11 protein-coding genes and 1 pseudogene are annotated in these 20,509 nt (G+C 42.4%); 7 read left to right on the top strand and 5 right to left on the bottom strand.

Annotation, left to right across the window (positions count from 1 at the left end; translation table 11 throughout):
* Window positions 1–133: 133 nt before the first annotated feature.
* On the top strand, window positions 134–5,713 hold the full coding sequence (locus tag FBB35_RS01565) for a PAS domain S-box protein (RefSeq protein WP_174708190.1): 5,580 nt from the start codon (window positions 134–136) through the stop codon (window positions 5,711–5,713).
* A 35-nt stretch (window positions 5,714–5,748) separates the two neighbouring features.
* On the opposite strand, the pseudogene FBB35_RS34135 reads toward FBB35_RS01565, so the two are convergent.
* From FBB35_RS34135 to FBB35_RS01545, 4 genes and pseudogenes are all read right to left on the bottom strand, one after another.
* Window positions 5,749–6,078, bottom strand: a pseudogene (locus FBB35_RS34135) (Rpn family recombination-promoting nuclease/putative transposase); the annotation flags it as partial.
* 247 nt (window positions 6,079–6,325) lie between these two features.
* On the bottom strand, window positions 6,326–6,808 hold the full coding sequence (locus FBB35_RS01555) for a hypothetical protein (protein WP_174708189.1): 483 nt from the start codon (window positions 6,806–6,808) through the stop codon (window positions 6,326–6,328).
* 294 nt (window positions 6,809–7,102) lie between these two features.
* Window positions 7,103–7,645, bottom strand: coding sequence for a hypothetical protein (locus tag FBB35_RS01550; protein ID WP_174708188.1), 543 nt, complete (start codon window positions 7,643–7,645; stop codon window positions 7,103–7,105).
* 113 nt (window positions 7,646–7,758) lie between these two features.
* Window positions 7,759–8,211, bottom strand: a complete 453-nt coding sequence (locus FBB35_RS01545; protein WP_174708187.1) for a cupin domain-containing protein — start codon at window positions 8,209–8,211, stop codon at window positions 7,759–7,761.
* Window positions 8,212–8,416: 205 nt separating this feature from the next.
* On the opposite strand from FBB35_RS01545, the gene FBB35_RS01540 reads away from it, so the two are divergent.
* The 5 genes from FBB35_RS01540 to FBB35_RS01520 all read left to right on the top strand — a co-directional run bounded on the left by FBB35_RS01540 (window position 8,417) and on the right by FBB35_RS01520 (window position 18,711).
* Window positions 8,417–9,952: an ATP-binding protein gene (locus tag FBB35_RS01540; protein ID WP_174708186.1), complete on the top strand. Its 1,536-nt coding sequence runs from the start codon at window positions 8,417–8,419 to the stop codon at window positions 9,950–9,952.
* Window positions 9,953–10,058: 106 nt separating this feature from the next.
* Window positions 10,059–10,433 (top strand): response regulator, encoded by a 375-nt coding sequence (locus tag FBB35_RS01535; RefSeq protein ID WP_174708185.1) that lies wholly within the window; start codon window positions 10,059–10,061, stop codon window positions 10,431–10,433.
* Between the two features lie 458 nt (window positions 10,434–10,891).
* Entirely contained in the window at window positions 10,892–11,182 is a 291-nt protein-coding gene (locus tag FBB35_RS01530) for a Nif11-like leader peptide family RiPP precursor (protein WP_174708184.1), read from the top strand.
* A gap of 287 nt (window positions 11,183–11,469) precedes the next feature.
* Complete coding sequence (locus FBB35_RS01525) at window positions 11,470–14,793, top strand: type 2 lanthipeptide synthetase LanM family protein (RefSeq protein WP_174708183.1); 3,324 nt, start codon at window positions 11,470–11,472, stop codon at window positions 14,791–14,793.
* 549 nt (window positions 14,794–15,342) lie between these two features.
* Window positions 15,343–18,711: a leucine-rich repeat domain-containing protein gene (locus FBB35_RS01520; RefSeq protein ID WP_174708182.1), complete on the top strand. Its 3,369-nt coding sequence runs from the start codon at window positions 15,343–15,345 to the stop codon at window positions 18,709–18,711.
* A gap of 121 nt (window positions 18,712–18,832) precedes the next feature.
* Here the strand turns inward: FBB35_RS01520 and FBB35_RS01515 are convergent, their stop codons facing one another.
* Window positions 18,833–19,009, bottom strand: a complete 177-nt coding sequence (locus FBB35_RS01515) for a hypothetical protein (protein WP_174708181.1) — start codon at window positions 19,007–19,009, stop codon at window positions 18,833–18,835.
* Window positions 19,010–19,069: 60 nt separating this feature from the next.
* On the opposite strand from FBB35_RS01515, the gene FBB35_RS01510 reads away from it, so the two are divergent.
* On the top strand, window positions 19,070–20,509 hold the full coding sequence (locus FBB35_RS01510) for an NHLP bacteriocin system secretion protein (RefSeq protein ID WP_174708180.1): 1,440 nt from the start codon (window positions 19,070–19,072) through the stop codon (window positions 20,507–20,509).

The following is a 20,509-nucleotide window of genomic DNA, read 5'->3' as shown; positions in this document are numbered from 1 at the left end:
AACCGTATTGCTGCTGTAACATTTAAAAGCAGTATGTATTTTTGCTATGGTTAAATATCTTCACGATCAACTATAGATACAATCACTATACCAAGTTGTTTTATCTATACCAGGAGACATTAAGGAGTTGGTGATGAGCGCTAAACAATTGGAGCAGGTGAAGCAATTGCAAGCTACCCTCACCAAGATGGAAGTAACATTAAGTGCGATCGCTGATGCTGTAGTCTGGGTAGGAGAAGACCGACGCATTCAATGGTGCAATTCTCATTTTGAATCTCTGGTAAATCAACCCCACGGCAATATCTGCGGCGCAAAATTAACTGACTTACTACCCTTAGCGCAAGTAGGACAACCAGCTTATCCTGATGTGCGGCTATTGAATGGGGAGTACGAAACAGGAAATTATCAGTACCAGCAGGGTGAGCGGACTTTGACACTAGAAATTTCTGGTAGCTGTACCGAGCTAACTGATGATCGATGTGCAATACTGGTGATTCGAGATATCACGCTAGCAAAACAAACTCAAGAATCCTTGCAAGAGATTGAGGAACGATTGCAGACATTAATTAATGCTACACCCGATATTATCTGTTTAAAGGACGGCGAGGGAAAATGGTTGCTTTCAAACGAGGCTAACCTGGAATTTTTAGAAATACAAGGAGTTGATTATCAAGGCAAAACAGACTCTGAACTAGCAGAATTTAGCAATTTTTATCACGATGCTTTACTCAATTGCGACAAAACAGATGAACAAGCTTGGCAGTTGGGATGTGTGCATCGGGTAGAAGAAATTATACCTCGTCCTGATGGGACAGCGAGCAGTCTCGATATGATCAAAGCTCCCCTATTTCACCAGGATGGTAGACGCAAGGCTCTAGTGGTTTTAGGGCGGGATTTGAGCGAACGCAAACAAACTCAAATAGCTTTAGAAAACTCTTTATCTCTATTAAACGCTATCTTTGAATCCATTCAAGATGGTATATTAGTAGTCGATAGTTTAAGTAATATCACTACTTATAACCAGAAGTTCTTAGAAATGTGGTCAATTCCACCAGAACTTTTGACAGAACCAGATCATCCTCACCGACTGGCGTATTTGGCAAATCAGCTAAAAGAGCCAGGTCGGTTTTTGCAACGAGTTCGAGAATTATACTCACACCCGGAAGTAGTTAGTTACGATTGCTTAGAACTGCAAGATAGTAGAGTCTTTGAACGATATTCCTGTCCTCAGCGTGTTGGCGAACAGATTATTGGTAGAGTGTGGAGTTTCCGCGACATCACCCAACGCCAAAGGGCAGAAGAAGCACTACGGCAAAGTGAGTTGCAATATCGCACTATTTTTGAAGCAATCAATGATGGACTATTTATTACTGATATAGAAACTGAACAAGTCGCTGAAGTTAATCCTGCAGCTTATCAAATGCACGGTTATTCTTATGAGGAATTTCTCAGTTTACATCCATCTGTCTATATTCACCCAAACTCACATTCAGTTTTTCTAGAGTTTGTTGAAACAACTCGATCTGGCGAGCAATTTTATGGGCAAGCAGTTGATATTTGCAAAGATGGCACTTTCATAGATGTGGAAGTCAAAGGAACGACTTGCATCTACAACGGTAAGCCACACATCTTGGCAGTAGTGCGCGATATTAGCGATCGCAAACGCACCGAAGAAGCCTTGCGACAAAGCGAAGTCCAGTATCGAGATTTGGTGCAAACAGCCAATTGTATTATCCTGCGTTGGGATACTAACGGTGACATTATATTTTTAAATGACTACGGCCAAAGGCTTTTTGGTTTCGATTTAGATGAAGTTATTGGGCGTAACGTCATCGGCACAATTGTTCCAGAAACCGAGATTTCAGGGCGCGATTTGCAAACATTAATGGTTGACATTTGTCAACACCCAGAAAATTATCTATTCAACGAAAATGAGAACTTATGCAAAAATGGCGATCGCGTCTGGATAGTCTGGGCAAATAAACCCATATTAGATGCACAAGGAAACTTAATTGAAATTCTTTCAGTAGGCACTGATGCCACAGAACGCAAACGCGCTCAAGCAGCCCTCCAGCAAAGCGAGTTAAAGTTCCGTAGCATTGTTGAAAATGCCAATGACTTGATATTTGTCCTTAACGTAGATGGAATCTTTACCTATCATTCGCCTAATGTTACCTCAATCATGGGATACAGCCTAGAGGAAATAGAAGGTCATTCTGTAGTGGAGTTTACCAAACCAGAAGATTTGGCAACTAGCGCCGCAGCCTTACAAAGGGCTGCCACTGGGGAAAAACTGACTGATATTGAGGTGCGATTAAGACACAAAAATGGTAAATGGCGATGGTTCAACTTTAACACTTCGACAATTACTGCTTTAAATGGCACAGTTGCGATTTTGGGTGTGGGGCGTGACATTACAGAACGCAAGCAGACAGAAGAAGCTTTGCGTCGTAGTGAAATGAAATACCGCAACATCTTTGAAAATTCTCAAGTAGGTATTTTCCGCACTCGTCAACAAGATGGTTTGATTATCGAGGCTAATCAACGCAGTGCCGATATTTTAGGTTTTGCCTCTGCTAATGACTTGATTGGCAAGTTTTTTACAACTGAATTATATTCCGATCCAGGCGATCGCACGCGGATGTTAGCAGAGTTAGAAAAAGATGGTGAAGTTCGGAATTTTGAAGTCGCACTGCGGCGGCGCGATGATTCGGTTGTTTGGTTACTGTTGTCACTCCGTCTCAACGCCGAAGAATCTTGTCTCGATTCAGTTTTTACAGATATTAGCGATCGCAAACAACAAGAACAGGCTTTACGCTTAATTGTTGAGGGGACAGCAGCAAAAACAGGTAATGAATTCTTCAATTCCTGCGTTCGTTACCTGGCTGAGGTATTGCAAGTTCAATATGCCTTAGTCACTGAGTTTCATGATGACCAGAAAACTAAAGTCCGTACTTTGGCATTTTGGTCTTGCGGGACTATTAACGAAAATTTGGAATATGATTTGCACGGTACTCCTTGTCAACATACCTTGAAAGGCAAGATGTGTCATTATCCTCAAAGAGTGCAAGCCGCTTTCCCCGACGATGGAGATTTAGTGAGGATGAATGCCGAGAGTTTTTTTGGCGTTCCTCTCACTAGTTCCTCTGGGGAAATCATTGGACATCTAGCAGTAATAGATGTCAAACCAATGAAGCACGATCCGGGACGGGAATTAATTATCAAAATCTTTGCTGCCCGTGCCGGTGCTGAATTGGAACGCAAACAAGCAGAAGCAGCCCTACAAGAAAGCGAGTTAAAGTTTCGTACTATCGTTGAAAAGGTCAATGATGTGCTGTTTGCGATGAGTCCTGATGGGGTTTTCAACTATATTTCCCCGAATATTTTGAATACTACCGGATTTGCCCCCGGTGAAATGGAGGGTAATTCTTTGACATTCTTTACTCATCCTGATGATGTGCAAAAATGTCAAGAAGTCGCCCAAACTATCCTCGCAACCGGTGAGGGAATTTCTGGTACTGAGTACCGCGCCAAACATCGCACTAAGGGCTGGGTTTGGCTAACTTCTAATGCAGTCCGCACACAAGATGCCCAAGGTAATTTCCAAATTGTGGGTGTAGCTCGTGATATTAGCGATCGCAAACAAGCAGAAGCAGCCTTACAACGTCGGACTCAAGCCGAAAGTTTACTCAGTAGCATTTCTCGGCAATTTATTGACCAAAATTTAGAAACAGCAATTAATTTTACACTCCAAGCGATCGCTCAGTTTATTAGTGCCGAACACAGCTGCATATTTGAATTATCCGAAGATCAAAGGCGATTCGACCTGATTCATGAATGGTGTGGCGAAAATGTCGAGCCATTGATCGATCTTGCCAAAGGTTCGCCTATTGAAAGTTTTCCCTATTTTTATACTCCGATCCTTCGTGGCAACCATATACAAATCCCTTCTGTAGCAGAATTGCCGCCTGAGACAGCAGAGAGAAAGCTATTTGAGGGGATGTCATTTCAGTCTGTAGTTGCTGTGCCCATGCTTCATTCTGACAAAGTAGTTGGCTTTGTCGGTACAGCGATGATTCACTTGTGTAAAGCCTGGAGTCAAGAAGATATTAATCTATTGAAGTTGGTAGGTGAAATAATTGCGATCGGTCGAGCCAGACATCAGGCAGAAGAAGCGCTGAGAATTGCCAAAGAAGCAGCTGAAACTGCCAACCAAGCTAAAAGTGCTTTCCTCGCTAATATGAGCCACGAACTCCGCACGCCTCTCAATGCTATCCTCGGTTTTTCTCAGTTAATGGAACGAGATACTAGCCTCAACTCAAACCAACGTGAATCTTTAGCTACCATTAACCGCAGTGGCGAACACTTGCTCAACCTGATTAACGATGTTCTAGAAATGTCCAAAATTGAGGCTGGACAAATCATTTTCACCCCTGAAGACTTCGACCTTTATCTACTGTTGCAAACATTACAAGAAATGTTTCAGGTAAAGGCACAAACAAAGCAATTATTCCTCAAATTTGAAATTGCTCCCAATCTTCCCCGTTATATCCAGACAGATGAGGGAAAACTCCGCCAAATTCTCATTAACCTTTTGGGTAACGCCGTCAAGTTTACTCAAACAGGCAAAGTAACGTTGCGAGTCAGGTTGGGGAGTGAACAGGGAGCGGGAGAAGAAGCAAGGGCGCAGGGAGCAGGGAGCAAGGGAGAAGAATTTTCCCCTCCGCCCCCCGCACCCCGCCCCTCTGCCTCTTCCCCATTCCTGCACTTTGAAGTCGAAGACACTGGACGGGGAATAGCACCAGAAGAAATGAATAACTTGTTTCAGCCTTTTGTCCAGACAACAAGCGGTATCCAAACTAAGGAAGGAACTGGACTTGGACTGACTATTAGCCGTCAATTTGTGCGGTTGCTGGGAGGCGATATTCACATAACTAGTAGCCCTGGACAAGGATCTACTTTTAGTTTTGACATCCAAGTGAATTTAGCCGCAGAATTGAAGGTTTCACCAAGGTTGAATAAGGGACGTGTCATCGAGCTAGCACCAGGCCAACCCTCTTACCGGATTCTGGTAGTGGATGACCGTAAAGAAAACCGCGATTTAATTATGCAACTTCTTGGTAGCATTGGTTTTGAAATTAAGGCTGCGAATAATGGACAAGATGCGATCGCAATGTGGCAAACTTGGCAGCCTCATCTTATTTGGATGGATATGCGGATGCCTGTAATGAACGGCTACGATGCAACTAAAGAAATTAGAGCCAGGGAAAGAAATACAAATACAAATCACCGTACCGTAATTATTGCTCTAACTGCCAGTGCTTTTGAAGAACAACAGGCGAGTATTTTAGCCGCAGGTTGCGATGACTTGGTTCGTAAGCCATTTCGGGAGCAGGTGATTTTTGAAAAGATTGCTGAATATTTGCAGGTGCTATATATCTGTGCAGAAGAAAGCAGTGAAGATGCAACAGACAATAACCTAAAAAATATTCAATTTTCCATTTTGGATCTTCGCTCTGCAATTACCATTATGCCTACCCAATGGGTAACAGAACTTAATCAGGCAGCCGTTGAAGTCGATGCCGAAAGAATCTTTCAATTAATTGAGCAAATTCCACAAACACATTCTACTTTGGCAGAAAAATTGACAAATTTAGTCCGCAGTTTCTGCTTCGATGAAATTATTGATGTAACGGAACAAAATTGTAACTGAGCCAACTTAACGTTAAATGGGCGCTTAGAAACCGCAGAAAAAACTACAATTGGATAGACAGGTAAAGCATATTTTTCAAACAATCGCGCAAAGTAACGAAATATTCTGCGTCCAAAATCAGCTTGTGGATATGACTGATTTTCGATATGCACGAGAAAAAAAGTTTTTTGTTCTCGAAGTCTTACTTATACTACTAAATCAGCTTCGTATTGTTCGCCAGCAGTGATATCGGTAAATACTTCTTTATCCAAGAATTTCAATGATTCAGGTTCTAGATAAGCAATTACCTGGGGAAAAAACAATTATAAAAATTCTATAAAAAATGTTGCAATCAGTTCTTTAAATAAACGGTCGTGGTCAATCATATTAGTACTAGTTAACCTATAAGTTGACTTTGCCTTTGGTCTTTTCCTCACTTCTGTTATTTACCATAACTAAAGAGCTATGCCCGCCGCAGGGATAGCTCTTTAGTTGCAAATGTACTTAAATTAAATAAATTAATATAGCAATTCTGAATCATTCGCGATCAACAAGATCCTCGATTTATTTGAGAAGCTGAGGATCTGCGGTTTGTGAGAATTGCAAACCAAATAGGATTGCTATAAATACTTATCAAGTTGTTGCTAAAGCTGGTTCTGCCACAAAATATTTTAGATTTTCTTGCTGAGTGGCAAATTTCAAATATTGAGATGCCATTTCTGGTGTTAGCAATTCAATCATTAATCTGTTTTCCACCCAAAACTCAATCACATCAAAGAAAGAATCGCGGTTACAGCGCACTACACGCCAATCTTCACGGGCACCGATTTGTTCAATTTCTTTTTGGCTGATGGGTACAGAAATAGCTGCATGAATATCTGTATACATAGAAGTAATTGCAGTACGGACAAATACGCATTCTTCATCATTTTCACCCGGTTCAATTTGAGAGCCAAAAGGATAGAGTTCAATGGCTGTACCGTATTCATCAAAAGGTATAACCATATAGCTTCCTGGGTTAGGAGGAAATGGAACAGCTTGTGCTTTTAAAATTTCCCCCAGAACTTGAGCAACATGGCTGGGGTTTTTAACAGCAATTGAAATATGGTGAATCATGGGATAACCTCAGTTCGATATTTTATAGATTACGAAGCAATCGGGGAGAACTAGGGGAGAGAAAAAATGGATAATCCAAGATGTATTGGGTTTATTGTAAAGACGCGAAATTAGACTAGGCTGGGCTTCACCCCGCTAACATTCCGCTACTCGCTTTCGCGTCTATTTTTAAACAGATTAGGACTTACGCAAAATTACACGCAGTAAGGGCAATACCCTGCGGGAAGCCGAAGAAGCGTCTACATGAATTGCCCCTACCTAACAATCAAAGTTTGGGGTATTTTTTGCGTAAGTCTATTGAGGTCGCCCATAGTGAGCTAAACCCTTGCCATCGGGGGTCGCAAGCAGTAGAACTTGCTGCCCTGATTCATTTGTCTCAATCGACCACTCGTAAGTCTCAGCCTTTGCCGAATTGCGGCTGGAGTAGGTGCGCCCGCTATTGCAGATTTGCCCTTTGGATGTGCTGTCGCTAGGTTGGAAAGTCAGGCGTTGACCTTCAACCTTAACTTTGCCTTTTTCCTGTATGAAGAGATTAGATTCACAGTTATAAGTGGTGATTTGAAGCAGCCGATTTCGCTGGTAGTTACCGTTAGATGCGAGTTGAAATTGATCGCTTGAACCATTTGGGGCTGCTGGCCGACCTGTGTAGCTGTCTTGGTATTGGATAGACGAGATTCGACCGTACCGCCACTCGCCCTGGAGTTCGGCAGGTACTCCAACATTATTTTTACCCGCTTGACTGGCACTTGGATAAAAAATAAGGCTAGCGATGAGTCCCAAACTCAGCGTACTAGTAGTTAAAAGGTGAGCAGCTTTTGGTTTTGCTATTGAGTACATTTTGCTTTCTAGAAATAGATTTATTTATCAACAAATGCAAATTCTGCATTATGTATAGCTTTTCTCTGTAAGGGCGTACAGCTAGCTGTACACCCTACATCTAAACGAAAGATTCACGCTAGAAATTGCAATCCATATTTGTTCAAAAGAGGCTGTATTTTGTCCATATTTGGCGATGGACTATCTGCGACTTGACCCATTTCTTCATAAAAGTTTTTCGCACCTTGAGGTGCAATTAAAACCAGAAATTTAGCAGTAGCAGAACGAATCTTGAAGGCGTGTGGTGCATTATGAGGAATGTTAACAAAAAAGCCAGGTGATGCCAAAATTGTTTCTGTACCAACTTGGAGGTCTAGTTCTCCTTCTAGAATATAAAATGCTTCTTCCCAAGGGTGAGTATGCAGTGGTGGCCCATTTTCTTGTGTATCTGTAATTTCATAAATTTTCCAAGCTTGATTTGTCTCTTCACCAGTTGATTTGGTTGTAAATTGTCCACCCATAATTGAAAATTGATTACCTTCTCCTGGTGCAAGAATAATTGGTTTACGCATGGTTGAAGTTTGCATATAAGTTACTCCGTATTGTGTGATTTGGTAGGTGTTATCTACAAATTTGATTTGATGTTTTTAAGATTAGAAATTAATCGGGGAGAACTAGGGTAGATAAATGGGTAATTGGAATTTTTTTTGTAACTGATTATTAAGACATTGAAGTAAGGTTACAATTTCTAGAAATCATTAGTAGCCTATTCTGGCTAAAGTCGATATTGCCATGCCTAAAGAGTCGCTCAACTTTCCCAAAGCAGACATACTAGTGATTGATGACACGCCAGAAAACCTGAACCTCTTATCTGCCATGTTGACGGAACAGGGATATAAAGTTCGGAGTGTAACTAAGGGTTCTACGGGTTTACGAGGCGCAAATGCAGTTCCCCCCGACCTGATTTTGTTGGATGTGAATATGCCTGAGATGAATGGCTATGAAGTCTGCGAACATTTGAAGGCAAGCGATCGCACTCGTGAAATTCCGGTAATTTTTATCAGCGCTTTGGGTGATGTGCTAGATAAGGTGAAAGCCTTTGCAGTTGGGGGAGTGGACTATATCACTAAGCCTTTTCAACTAGAAGAGGTTTTAGCACGAATTGAAAATCATTTAACGATTTGGAAACTGCAACAACAACTGCAAGCCCAAAATGAGCGGTTGCAGCAGGAAATTCACGAGCGCGCCAACGCAGAAGAGAAGTTTGCAAAAGTTTTTCGCTCTAGTCCCAATCCAATCGCGATCGCTACAGTCTCGAATGCTCGTTTCATTGATGTCAATCCCAGTTTCTTGAAGATGAGCGGCTACTCTCTAGACGAAGTGATTGGCAATACTGCCACTGAACTTAATTTGGGTAAAAACACAGTCGCGATCGCTCAAACAATTCAACTTCTGCCAGAAACTGGGTCACTATACAATCTAGAATTTGAATTTTCAACTAAGTGTGCAGAACTCAAAACTATACTGATATCTCTCGAATTGATTGACTTAGCTGGAGTACCGTGTGCTTTATTAATTGCCAATGACATTACCGAACGCAAACGCCTAGAAAACGAATTTATCTCTTTAGTCAGTCATGAATTGCGTACACCTTTAACTTCCACAATGGGAGCATTAGATTTATTGGGTTCAGAACAACTGGGAACTCTAAATGAACAAGGCCAAAAAGTTCTGAGCATTGCCACCACTAATACTGAACGCTTAATTCGTTTAGTGAACGATATTCTCGATTTAGAGCGGATGAAATCGGGCAAAATCTTCACGCGGAAGATGAAGTACAACGCCGCAGACTTGCTAACTACCGCCACAGAAGCAATGCAAGCAATGGCAGATCAATTACAAGTCAAATTGATCATAAATCCTGTAGAAGTTGAACTTTGGGCAGATCCCGATCGCCTGCTGCAAACCCTGACTAATTTACTGAGCAACGCTATTAAGTTTTCTGAACCAGGAGACACGGTGTATATCAGTGCCACTCTCTCAGAATCCCAAGGCATTGAGCCTCAAGAGAATGAGCCTTTATCACCCAAATACCTTTTGATTACTATCCAAGATCAAGGGCGAGGAATTCCTGAAGATAAGTTACAAATAATTTTCGAGCGCTTTCAGCAGGTGGATGCATCCGACTCCCGCAACAAAGGAGGAACAGGTTTAGGACTGGCTATTTGCCGAGATATCATCCAGCAACATGACGGTAAAATCTGGGTTCAAAGCATTTTAGGTGAAGGTAGCACTTTTTATGTACTGCTACCTTTACCAGTGCAATAAACTGCATCTAACAGCTTAATTCTTCCCTATTTTTCCCCGATGTGGCTTTAGAATAGCTCAAGAGCGATCAAGCAAATCAGCACATATATTGTGTAAGAGTGCCATTATGAACAGAAATATCTTGATTGTTGATGATGAAGAAGATGTGCGGGCGATCGCCAAGTTGGGATTAGAAATGGCTGCTGGCTGGAATGTATTGACAGCAAGTTCTGGTCAGGAAGCTTTGAAGGTAGCTGCTACCCATAAACCAGATGTCATCCTACTAGATATGATGATGCCTGATATGGATGGGCGTGCAACTCTGCAACAACTGAAAGCTAACCCCGCCACTAAGAAAATTCCAGTAATTTTATTAACAGCTAAACTCCAGCAATCAGATCGAGAGAGTTTTGCTGATTTGGATGTCGCTGCTATTTTTGCCAAGCCTTTCCGTCCATTGAAACTAGCAGAGCAAATTAGTGAAGTATTGGTTGCCCTTTAGTTTTAGATTCAGAATCCTGTTTCAACTCGTCGTTATAGAGGCTCTAGCTTTGGGTGAAATCCCTATACATAAATCTATTTGCGTTGAAGTAATAACGTATTATTTCTCCTGTTACACACCTCGTTCGCACAGGGTGCAGTAGGCATCATAAATAAATTTGCTTGAAATTTACTTGCTCTCAAACCTAGCCAGGCAGAAGTAATTCTACTATCTTTTCCCCTGCCCTCTGCCCCCTGCTCCCCTGCTCCCTTGCTCCTCTGCCTCTTCGCTCAGAGCTAATATCCAGTTCCCATACCCTCAATTATTTTAACCAAAAAATTTTTCTGCTATTGCAACTATCTCCCCTACTTCTCCCCGATTCTTCTCTAAATTCAACTCAGAAGGACAGAGAACACCGCACAAAACAAGTGTAGAATCTCTGCGGTTTAGATAAGTCAACAAAAACGGAGGATAGACGGATGTTACACCAAATTAAAGAATTACTGCAAAACGCCCAATTACAACAGCAAGTAAAAGCAGCAACTAATCAAGCAGAAGCTATTAAAGTGTTAGCGATCGCTAGTGCAGAGAAAGGTTATAACTTCACACTTGAAGCCATCTCTCAAATGCTTGCAGAACTAACCTTTGTGGATTCCAATGAACTGAGTGAAGAAGAATTACTCAGTGTTAGTGGTGGGATGATGGCTGATAGTGCGCCCAAACTATGTCATACAGATTCATGCGGTGGCGGACACGGTGGTTGCTGTTAAAACAGTATGTAGCTTCTTCTCTTTGGCATTTTAGCCTCTACAGGTAAGGTTGCTTTTCTAAAACAACTTTATAGAGCCAATTTATCACAACTTATCTATTTGGCATTTCAATACCTGGGACTAAGGTTCAATGCAGAAGTAGGTGCTGCATAACAGATTCCTTCTTTGCTTTTTTTATAAAGGTAAAGAGGGAATTTCATTCATAATTCCCACCAAATTGAAGAAAATATAATTCTTACTTCTACCTTCTGCCTTATCCCATTGATACCTCTGTTTTAACTCCCACTATGAAAAATCCAGCTATGGTTCAACAACTTGTTCGCTTATCCCAACAGAAAACATCAGACGATTTAAGAGCGATCGCAGCCAATGCTAGCTTTATTTGGGAACGTCTTGATGAAAGCAGATTTGCAATTAATGGCGATCGAGTCAACGAACAAGAAATTAACCGTCGTAGACATCGCTGGTGCGAAGTTGCAGCAGAAGGTAAATGGGATACGTTACACAAACGCTTACAGTGGGAAGGGCTAGACCTCGATACTGTTAGTTCCAAATTGGGAACTATCGAGTTACTTGCCGATCAACCTTTGCCTGAGTGGGCAGAAACCTTGCAGCAAATCATTCAAACTGCTACAGGATTCAATTCTGCAACCGAAGTATTTCTACCAATCGATTCACAAAATCCGATCGCCTTTGAAGATATTCTTTTGCCTGCTATCTTGGTAGCCAGACAGCAATTACTGGCTCGCTGCGACAGTCAATTCACCCAAGATTGTCTTCCCTTATCGATTCTTTCCCAAACTGCTTACAGTTCTCTAGAATGTGGTCTACTTAAACGATTAGCAGGAATTTGCACAAAGACATTAGATTTTGAATTTTCTCAGGTGCGTCCCTTTGGTCAAAGCTTGCTCGGCTTACTAGGACTGGAGACAAAAAATAATAACACTCACTACACCAAGTTCGTCAATCAACTCCTAGAAGATGGAATGCTGACGTTCTTCCAAAAGTATCCAGTTCTCGGTCGGTTAGTGGCAACAGCCGTCAATTTTTGGGTTGAGTTCACTGCTGAATTTCTCGAACGTTTAGTTGCAGATAGGACAGATATTCAACGAACTTTTGATGAAGCGATCGCCCCATTTTCTCAAAACAAAGTTGTTGAAATTCAAACATCCCTTTCCGATGCACACAAACGCGGACGAACGGTAATTTTGCTCACCTTTGAGTCTGGACTTAAACTTGTTTATAAACCCAAGGATTTAGGACTAGAGGTTGTCTTTAACCAATTTTTAGATTGGTGCAATCAACACAGCAATCTTTTAGATTTTAAAGTCATTCAAGTGCTAGAACGCAACGGTTATGGTTGGGTGGAACATGTTGAACAGTTGCCTTGTGTTGATGAAGCAGCTGCGAAACGATTCTATCAACGTTCTGGGATGTTGTTGTGTGTACTTTATGCCCTCAGAGCCACAGATTGCCATTACGAAAACTTAATTGCCAATGGTGAACATCTGGTGCTGATTGACATGGAAACGTTGCTGCACCATGAACCGAATCTCATTGAAGACTCACCGCTTACCCAAGATTTAGAAACAACCGCCACACGACAATTTTGGGATTCCGTACTCCGCACCGGACTTTTACCGCGTTGGGATTTTAGTGGCGATCGCAGTGTCGCTTATGATATTAGCGGACTAGGCAGCACAGATCCTCGACTATCTCCCCGCAAAGTGCCGCGCTGGCAGAACATTAATACAGATAATATGCATCTGTTGTCTGAGCCTGTAACCTTGCCGATGGGGAAAAATGTGCTGTTCTTGGGTGAAACTGCTCTGTCTCCAAACGATTATCAACTGCAAATCACCACTGGGTTTGAGCAGATGTATCGCTTTTTGATGGCGCACAAAGATTTCTTAATTTCACGCCAAAGTTTGCTATCTGCTATGCAAAATCAGCAGGTGCGCTTTATCTTCCGCAACACCCGCATTTATGGGATCATCCTCCAAAAAGCTTTAGCACCCGATTACCTCAAACACGGCGTAGATTACAGCATTCAACTCGATGTTCTCAGCCGTGCTTTTCTAGTTGCTCAAAATAGACCGAACGCCTTTCCTGTTTTGAGCGCGGAACTCCGAGCAATGGAACAATTGGATATTCCCTTCTTCACGGCTAGCGCGGTGGTTGATGAACTGAGTTTAAACGGTTCTTCTTCCATTCCCAACTACTTCAAGCAATCCAGTTACCAAGACCTGCTCAACCAGTTACAATCTTTGGATGAAACCGACCTAGCTCGACAAGTAGCGATTATTCAAGGCTCCTTCGATGCCAAGATTGCAACCACTTTCAGCCGCCAAGGTGGACAATGGCAAGGCGAATCGTTACCGTTGCTGAATTCAGAACAATTGATTACCGAAGCCAAAGAAATCGCCACTCAACTGGAAACCAGAGCCATTTCTGACCCTGATGGCAGCGTTAATTGGATTGGTTTAGACTTTGTGCCTCGCGCCGAACGATATCAACTGCAAGTATTGAATAATTGTCTCTCTGACGGACGCTCTGGAGTTGCCTTGTTTTTAGCTGCACTGAGTCAAGTAACTGGTGATTCCCGTTACCGTGATTTAGCATTGAGGACAGTGCAATCTCTGCGTCGCCAAATCCACACCATTGAGCCAGAAACTTGGGAACGCATGGCTCGTTTCATGGGCGTTGGGGGTGCAACAGGTTTAGGATCGATGATCTATAGCTTGGTGAAAATTAGTCAATTCCTCAACGATGCAACGCTGTTGCCAGACGCTCAAATATTAGCCGATTTGATGACACCAGAACTGATTGCTGCCGACGAACACTTGGATATTATGAGTGGAGCAGCTGGAGCAATTTTAGGGTTATTGTCGCTGCATCAAGCCACAGGAGAAGCAACCGTTTTAGAAAAAGCGATCGCCTGTGGACAACATTTAATCAACCGTCAAGTTAGCCACAACGGTGGGCCCAAAGCTTGGCATACTTATTGGGAAAAGCCCTTAACTGGCTTCTCTCATGGAGCCGCAGGTATCTCTTATGCTTTGCTCAGACTTTATGCCGCCACCTCTGAGGGCAAATATTTAGAAGCAGGTTTAGCAGGAATCGAGTATGAGCGTAGCGTCTTTTGCCAGTCCACTGCCAACTGGCCCGACTTCCGCAGAATGGGACAACCAGGGCAACCTGACTTTGCAAATAAGTGGTGTCATGGTGCAGCCGGCATTGGTTTGGGACGCTTAGGCAGTTTGAGAATCGTGGAAACGCCGGAAATTCAACAAGAAATTGAAATTGCTCTCCAAACTACTCAGAATTTTGGCTTACAAGCGATCGATCACTTGTGCTGTGGCAATTTTGGTCGATCGGAAGTGCTGTTAGTCGGTGCAAAAATCTGTTCCCGTCGTGATTGGCATCAAATTGCTCACCAGAATGCAACAAATGTTGTGGCTAGAGCCAAGCGAACTGGAGCTTATCAACTGTTCCCCAACTTACCCAATTCTGTATTTAATCCTGGCTTTTTACCCGGTACATCTGGAATTGGTTATCAATTGCTGCGTCTGGCTAACAATGACTTGCCTTCAATATTGTTATGGGATTGAGCTTGTTGTTAATACTCAAAAACAGCTTTTGACCCTGCTAATTTTAGATTTTAGATTTTGGATTTTTTGCGGTACAAGCCCCACCCCCAATACGGTTCGGTTAAGGCAAGAGACGCGATAAATCGCCGTCTTTACAAGAATCAGTCCTTTGTAGAGACGGCGATTTATCGCGTCTTTATGATCTAGGGCGTGTCATCAAAAAACCTTATCCGAACCGTATTGGCCATATTTAGGACTCATAATGCACCGATAACTACTGGATGCCTAAGTCAGGAGGGTGATTTCCTGGCTTAGGCATCCAGATAATCTGGTATTTTTCCCTAATCAGTTAAGATAAGTAGTCAGACAGAATTAATTACACAATGTCATTGCGAATAGAGCGTACCCCTACGGGGAAGCAAGCTACGCGGTAGCGTCTCCAAGAGTTGCGGAATGAAGCAATCGCAAGGGCTGGGATTGCTTCGCTTCGCTAGCAATGACTGTAAATATTTTTGTCCGACTACTTAATCTTCATCAATCTTCTTTCCTTTTACCCTTCTCCTTGGAATTATGACGCAGGAAGAGTTATTGCAACTGATAGATCGCGCCGTGGCTGAGGGTTGGCAAGAGTTAGACTTGTCGGGGCAGAAGTTGACTGAGTTACCTGTAGAAATTGGTAAGTTGAAGCAGCTTGAGTCTTTAATTTTGGGAAAGAAGGTTGAAGGTTATGAAAAAGTGGGAGAACACGATCTCCAAAACGTTTCAGGTAACAATTTAAAAACGCTTCCACTCGAACTATTGGGTTTGCCTAATTTGCATAAATTGGATATTAGTGGCAATCCTTTAGAGAGCATTCCCGATGTGGTAACGCAAATACTACATTTAGAGGAACTTATCTTAATTCGAGTAGAGCTAACTGAAATACCTGATGCGATCGCAAAATTAACCAATCTGACGCAGCTTGACCTCAGTTACAACAAAATAACTCAGATTCCAGAGGCGATCGCAAAATTAACCAATCTGACGCAGCTTCACCTCTATAACAACGAAATAACCCAGATTCCAGAGGCGATCGCAAAATTAACCAATCTGACTAGGCTTGACCTCGATTCCAATAAAATTACCGAGATTCCAGAGGCGATCGCTAATTTAACCAATCTGACTAGGCTTTATCTCTTTTCCAACCAAATAACCCAGATACCAGAGGCGATCGCTAATTTAACCAATCTGACGCAGCTTCTCCTCAGTGGCAACCAAATAACCCAGATTCCAGAGGCGATCGCTAATTTAACCAATCTGACGCAGCTTGTCCTCAGTAACAACCAAATAACTCAGATTCCAGAGGCGATCGCTAATTTAACCAATCTAACTGTGCTTGGCCTCTATCAAAACCAAATTACCGAGATTCCAGAGGTGATCGCTAATTTAACCAATCTAACTGCGCTTGACCTCTATCAAAACCAAATTACCGAGATTCCAGAGGCGATCGCTAATTTAAACAATCTGAGGTGGCTTTACCTCTTTTCCAACAAAATTACAGAGATTCCAAAGGCGATCGCTAAATTAACCAATTTGAGGGGGCTTTACCTGAGTTTCAACAAAATTACCGAGATTCCAGAGACGATCGCTAATTTAACCAATCTAACTGCGCTTGACCTCCGTCGCAACCAAATAACCCAGATTCCAGAGGCGATCACTAAATTAATTAATCTGACGGAGCTTGTCCTCAGTTCAAACCAAATAACCCAGATTCCAGAGACGATCGCTAAATTAACCAATCTGACGCAGCTTCACCTTAGTAACAACCAAATAACCCAGATACCAGACGCGATCAAAAGTTTGCCAAAATTGGAAAAACTAGATTTACGGGGAAATCCGCTTCCTATTTCACCAGAGATTTTAGGATCTTCTGATAATGTTGGTTCAGTTAAAGACATTTTCAATTACTTGCAATTACTCCGTAGCGGTGAAGTGCGTCAACTCAACGAAGCCAAACTTTTGCTCATCGGACAAGGCAGCGTCGGTAAAACATCCCTCATTGAGCGACTAATCCGCGATAAATATGATAAAAATCAACCCCAAACCGACGGACTTAATGTAGAAACTTGGAACGTGCGGGTCAATAGCAAAGACATCCGCCTCAATGTTTGGGACTTTGGCGGACAGGAAATTTATCATGCCACCCATCAGTTTTTTCTGACTAAGCGTAGCCTCTATCTCCTAGTCTGTAATTGTCGCACCAGCGAAGAAGAAAACCGCATCGAATATTGGCTGAAACTAATCGAAAGCTTTGGCGGACAGTCCCCCGTGATTATCGTTGGCAACAAAAAAGACGAACAACCCCTCGACATCAACCGCAAGGCATTACGCGAAAAATATCCTAACATCCAAGCGATTATCGAAACCTCCTGCCAAGACAATATCGGCATTGATGAACTTCGCACCACCATTTTGAAGCAAGTCTGCAACCTCAAAGAAGTCTACGACCTTCTACCCCTGACATGGTTTGAGGTTAAACAACAACTCGAATCTATGTCCCAAGACTTCATCAGCTACAACCGCTACATCGGCATCTGCCACGAAAATAAGATTCCCGAAGAACAAAACCAAGATCAACTCATCGATCTCCTCCATCGACTTGGCTTAGTTCTCAACTTCCGCGATCATCCCATCCTCAAAAATACCAACGTCCTTAAACCCAACTGGGTGACAGAAGGCATTTACGCGCTCCTGAGCGATGAAACCCTCAAAACTAAAACCAAAGGCATTTTCACCCCCGCCGATCTCATCCGTATCCTTGACCCAGAGCGCTATCCCACCCAGCGTCATGGCTATCTAATCGAACTAATGAAGGAATTCGAGCTTGGCTTTGCACTAGAGTGTTACCCACCACAATTTCTGATTGCGGGACTTCTGCCTAAAGACCAACCAGACAAAACAGAACTCCACGGCGAAACCCTCGAATTTCAATACCATTACAAAGTTCTCCCCGAAAGCATCATTTCTCGCTTCATCGTCAACACCCACGAAAAAATTCATAACCAAATTTATTGGCGCAGTGGCGTAATGCTGCAATATCAAGAAAACAACGAAATTTACAACATCGCTCGCATCAAAGCCGATCCCGAAGACAAAAAAATCTTCATCACCATTAGCGGACGCAAAGAAACCCGCCGCTTATTTCTCGGCATCCTCCGCGATGTCTTCCAAAAAATCCACAAAAGTCTCCCCAATCTCGAAATCACCGAATGGGTTCCCGTCCCCAACCATCCCAACCACCCGCCCCTCGATTACCAAGAACTCCTCGGACTCGAATCAATGGGTGAAAGCATAATAACCATCGGCAAACTAAAATTAAAACTCGATTTACGTCAACTTTTAGATGGCTATGAATCACTAGAATCGCGTCGAAAATCACAAAAAGGAGATAATGATTTAGATGATAGGACTGCATACGAAGATATGCGAGATATTGCTAAACTAGCTGTCAGCAGAGAAATTAAAATTAATAATAAAGCTGAGGCAAATGCTGTGTCAGAAAATCCTCAATTCACAAACAACCTTCAAGGCGCAAACATCGCCAACTTAGCCAACCAAGTTAAAGACAACGCCAGTCAGCAAGCCTCTAACTTCAACCAAACAAGCGGCGCAAACATCACCGAAATTCTGCAACTGATCGGCAACTTGCGCCAAACTGCCGCCAAATTTCCATCAGAAATCCGCGACGACATCACCATTGATATTGATGATGTAGAAGTAGAAATTCAAAAGCCAGAAAAAGAACGCAATTTACCCAAACTCAAAAAGCGTCTAGTAGCTTTACTAACTGCTGCTACTGTAGTCGCTGCCCCGATCGCAGGTATGACAGATTTTGCAAACAATGTTATAGATATAGGTAACAAAGTAGGCATAGAACTAAAGCTTCCCTCTGGTAAATAGACTTTTATAATTTCAGAGGCGATCGCAAATTCGAGCAAGTGGTCAAAATGTCTACGTGCGAGAATTGGGATCTTGGCGTAGTAGACTGTCCATATATCGCATACAGCCGCCCCCACTTTGTCTACCAAACAAGCATTACAGGTCTAAAGAAGACTTTACACCAAGCAAGGTGCGATCGCTCTTCAATACCGCACTCGATCGCAAAGCTAGAAGCAAGGTATTGGTGATATTTGTGCTTTGTTGAAGCAATATAAGCGATCGCTTCCCTTATTTCTCCCCTAGTTCTCCCCGATCGCACTTTAATCTTAAAAGTCTAGAAGACTTGAGGCTCTGAGTGCCATCAGCAAGAAGGAGAACAATGCAACTCAAACACAGCCACATCTTTCGGCAAGAAGCTCTGGAACGCTTATCTTCACCAGAACAACTGGATCAAGCGATAAATGTAGTCAAGCCTCAAGCTTGGTTGACTTTATCTACTTTGAGTTTTGTGGTTGCTGTAGCTGGCCTTTGGAGTGTGTTCGGCAGAATTCCCCTGACTGTCACAGGTCAAGGTATCTTGATTAAACCGCACCATGTTGTGGAATTTCAAGCACCCAGTTCTGGCCCGTTACTAACTCTGAAGGTAAAGGCGGGAGATATTATTAAGCAAGGTGATGTGCTGGGTATTATCGACCAATCAGCGCTAAAGCAGCAACTACAGCAAGAGCAAGTAAAGTTGCAACAATTGCAAACCCAAAATCAAGAAACTGACAGGTTACAAAAGCTGCTGATTGACCAACAAATCATTACTCTTGGGCAGCAGAGAATGGATTTGGAAAATAATTTGCGCCGAGAGCAAGTTGCGCCAAAGTTACGCGATCAAACACAAAGAGCGATCGCTCAAAAACGTCAAAGCATTAATTCTCGCAAACAACAAATTAATTACTTACTCAAAACTCTTAAAGGACGAGTTGATAATCGTCGTCACCTTTTTGAGCAGCATGTCATCAGCCAAGATATGTTGGTGCAAGCTGAACAGGAATATTTTAATACTCAAAGCGAACTGTCAGATATTGACGTGCAACTAAAGGATCTCGAAATCCAAGAAACCACCACACAACGAGAATATCTGGAAAATCTTAATAGAGTTGACGAAATTAAAACGAAAATTAAAGATATTAATACTCAAAATACTAAACTACGCGAGCAAGACTTAAAGCAATCAATTGATAAAACCAATCAAATTCGGGAAGTAAAGCGCCGTATAGCCCAATTAGAACTGCAACTATCTCAAGAAAGTAGAATCATTAGTAAATACAATGGTCATATTCTGGAAGTGAGTGTTGTTCCTGGTCAAATGATGAATCCGGGTACTCGCTTAGGGTCAATCGAAGCTGAAGAAGCAAATTCAAAACTTATGAGTCTTGTTTACTTTGCGAATAAAGATGGTAAGCAAATCAAGCCAGGGATGGCTGTACAGGTCACTCCCAGCTTTGCCAAACGTGAACGCGAAGGTGGTATTGTCGGAACGATCGCAGATATTTCTTCATTTCCGGTAACTACACAAGATATTACAGCGATCGTTGGTAACAAAGAAATGGCCGCCAGTCTTGCAGGTAAAGGTGAAAATCAGGTGCAAGCTTTTGTCCAACTCCAAGAAAACCCTACATCAGTCAGTGGCTACAAATGGTCATCTTCTGACGGTCCTGCTTTAAGAATATCCTCCGGCACAACTACCTCTGTTCAAGTAAAAGTTGGAGAAAAAGCACCAATTTCTTATATTATTCCTATGCTGCGATCTTGGACTGGGATTTATTAA

This window comes from Nostoc sp. TCL240-02 (assembly GCF_013343235.1).
Lineage (GTDB): Bacteria > Cyanobacteriota > Cyanobacteriia > Cyanobacteriales > Nostocaceae > Nostoc.
The sequence above is the reverse complement of the archived record's forward strand: the minus strand, read 5'-3'. Positions and strand labels throughout refer to the sequence as shown.